Source organism: Maribacter sp. 1_MG-2023 (genome assembly GCF_030547005.1).
Classification (GTDB): Bacteria; Bacteroidota; Bacteroidia; order Flavobacteriales; family Flavobacteriaceae; genus Maribacter.
In genome coordinates this window covers 1-3262 of record NZ_JAUOPN010000036.1, presented here as the reverse complement: position 1 = coordinate 3262, position 3262 = coordinate 1, and the positions used below count along the sequence as shown (strand labels likewise).

The 3262-nt window shown below is 35.9% G+C and carries 2 protein-coding genes and 1 tRNA gene; 2 read left to right on the top strand and 1 reads right to left on the bottom strand.

Features of this window, described 5'->3' with window-relative positions:
• Both Q4500_RS18575 and bglX read left to right on the top strand, forming a co-directional pair.
• A partial coding sequence (locus tag Q4500_RS18575) for an OmpA family protein (protein ID WP_303601053.1) occupies positions 1-243 on the top strand: 243 nt, incomplete at its 5' end.
• Between the two features lie 213 nt (positions 244-456).
• The gene (gene bglX / locus Q4500_RS18570; RefSeq protein WP_303601052.1) at positions 457-2730 is read left to right on the top strand and encodes a beta-glucosidase BglX; all 2274 of its coding nucleotides are present in this window, start codon (positions 457-459) and stop codon (positions 2728-2730) included.
• Between the two features lie 456 nt (positions 2731-3186).
• Here bglX and Q4500_RS18565 read toward each other — a convergent pair.
• Positions 3187-3259: transfer RNA gene (locus Q4500_RS18565), tRNA-Lys, on the bottom strand.
• Between the last annotated feature and the right edge of the window lie 3 nt (positions 3260-3262).

The window sequence follows — 3262 nt, the reverse complement described above, 5'->3', positions numbered from 1 at the left end:
GTCAACGTACAGGTACGTTCGCATACCGATTCACGTGCTAACGATGCGTACAACATGACATTATCGGCGAACAGGGCAAAGGCGACAGCCGATTACCTCATAGCAGCGGGTATACCAAGCAACAGAATCTCATATGAGGGCTATGGAGAGACCGAGCTTACCAATGGGTGTAGCAATGGTGTACCATGTAGCAAAGAGAACCATCAACTCAACAGAAGATCGGAGTTTATTGTGGTTGAATAGAATCAAACATTTTAAGTAAATAAAAAAGGGAAGGAGCATAGCTCCTTCCCTTTTTTTGGTTGAATAGGATTTTAGCTAATTTGAAATTTTTCATACATCTAAATCATTTAGTACATTTATTACGCTAGGGAATTATCATAATTTTGCAGTAAATTCGAATCCTCTATGGTCATATTTCATTGATTATTAAACTCTTTATAGTAATAGAAAATTATGAAAAAATATATACTAATCACCTTTGGTTTATTTGTATTCAGCCAAAGTAACCACGCACAGACAAAAGTAGATGTGGTAGTAGAAAAGAAGATAGACTCCTTAATGGAGCTAATGACTCTTGAGGAAAAGGTAGGTCAAATGAACCAGTATAATGGTTTTTGGAATGTTACAGGCCCTATACCAAAAGAAGGTGATGCCTCTAGTAAATTTGACCATCTTAAAAATGGTTGGGTAGGCTCTATGTTAAATGTAACAGGAGTAGAAGAAGTTCGTAAAGTACAAAAGATTGTGGTTGAAGAATCTAGATTAGGTATTCCTTTGATTATTGGTTATGATGTTATTCATGGGTACAGAACACAGAGCCCAATACCACTGGCAGAATCATCTAGTTGGGATATGGACGCAATTAAAGCCTCTGCTGCAATGGCTGCCGATGAAGCATCTGCAACGGGTATAAACTGGACTTTCGCTCCAATGGTAGATATATCAAGAGATGCACGATGGGGTAGAGTAATGGAAGGCGCAGGCGAGGATCCATATTTGGGTAGTCAAATAGCCAAGGCAAGAATTACCGGGTTTCAAGGAGAAGACCTTTCTGCACCAAATACGATAGCGGCAACAGCTAAACATTTTGCTGGTTATGGCTTTTCTGAAGCAGGTAGAGATTACAATACGGTAGATGTGGGTACATCAACATTATACAATACCATTTTTCCTCCGTTTATGGCAGCAATAGAAGCTGATGTAAAAACATTCATGAATTCATTTAATGTACTTAATGGAATACCAGCTACCGGAAATTCTTTTTTACAAAGAGATGTTTTAAAAGGAGAATGGGACTATCAAGGTTTTGTAGTTTCTGACTGGGGTTCAATGTCTGAAATGGTGGCTCATGGGTATTCTAAAGATGGCAAATCTGCTGCTGAAAGTGCTGCAAATGCCGGTAGTGATATGGATATGGAATCTTATTTATATGTAAAACATTTAAAAAATTTGGTAGAGGAAGGTAAAGTTTCCGTTGATAAAATTGATGATGCCGTTCGAAGAATTTTAAGGGTGAAATATGAATTAGGTCTTTTTGATGACCCTTACAAATATTGTAACGAAGAGCGAGAAAAAGCAGTGATAGGAAGCGACAAAAATAAAGGGATAGCATTAGATATGGCTGAAAAGTCTATAGTGCTTCTAAAAAATGATGACCAGTTGCTGCCTTTGAAAAAGAAGGGAATGAACATAGCGGTTATTGGTCCGTTAGCGGCAGATAAAAATAGTCCATTAGGTGGTTGGAGACTTGCTGCGGAAGATAATTCTGCAGTATCGGTAATGGAAGGCTTAAAGAAATACAAAGGAAATAAACTGCATCATGAAAAAGGAGTGGAGTTGGTAAAAGGTAAGGAAGCTTTTGTCTTTGAAATTGATATAAATACTACAGACAGAACAGGTATTGCAGAAGCTGTAGAAGTAGCTAAAAATAAAGATATAGTAGTAATGGTCTTGGGTGAGCATGGTTTTCAATCAGGCGAGGGTAGAAGTAGGGCAAATTTAGATTTGCCTGGTTTGCAACAAGAATTACTAGAAGCTGTATATGCGGTAAATAAGAACATAGTTTTGGTTTTAATGAATGGAAGACCGTTGACTATTAATTGGGCAGATGAAAATATACCTGCAATAGTAGAAGCTTGGCAATTGGGTTCAACTAGTGGCGATGCTATTGCCAAGGTGCTTTATGGTGATTATAACCCAAGTGGAAAATTACCAATGACTTTTCCAAGAAATGTTGGACAAGTACCATTGTATTATAACTATTTAAGTACAGGAAGGCCAACGTACCCTGGTGATGATCTTGTTTTCTGGACGCACTATACAGATGAAGTAAACACACCTTTATATGAGTTTGGTTATGGATTAAGTTATACTGAATTTACCTATGACAACTTAAAATTAAATACAAATTCCTTAAGCAAAACTGGAGAGTTGAAAGTCAGTTTCGATTTGTCTAATACCGGTAAATATGAAGGTAAAGAAGTGGTTCAATTATATATTCAAGATTTGTTTGCCAGTATCGCTAGACCTGTAAAAGAATTAAAAGATTTTAGAATGATTTCTTTAAAGCCTGGTGAGACTAAAAATGTGAGCTTTACTATCACTCCTAAGACTTTAGAATTCTATTCCGCAAATAATTTATGGGAATCTGAAACGGGCGACTTTAAGGTCTTTATTGGTGGAAGTTCTAATACTCAGTTAGCTTCTGATTTTACATTGAACGACTAAAAAGAATAGCTTCTAATTTTCAGTTTCTGAAAATTAGAAGCTATCATTAGTTTGTTGATCCTATCAATCTTATATAATAATTTATTCTTTGGTCATCACATTGCGGACCATGACCTGTGGGCAATCTATAGTGTCACCATTTTTTGAATTGCTACGCTACGTGATTGTCCCGTTTATATCCAACTGTAAACCTTTCATGTTGTTATCTTAATTAGAATTATTTGTGCTTGACCAATAAAAAAGGATAGTCTTTTTGAAATTGTTTTTTTAAAATATTTTAAAACTTTCTATAATCAACTTAGTAGATTCGTATATTATATTTTAGATAGTAATGTTTTAGTATAGATTCAGAAGAAGAATAGTTTGGGTTTAGCTAGGAAAGTGCTTCTTTATAAACTATTAAAATTAGTAGAAACAAAAAAACCTCCAAATAATAAATATTTGAAGGTTTAAAAGTGACCGGGCTGGGGCTCGAACCCAGGACCCTCTCCTTAAAAGGGAGATGCTCTACCAACTGAGCTACCAGGTCAAA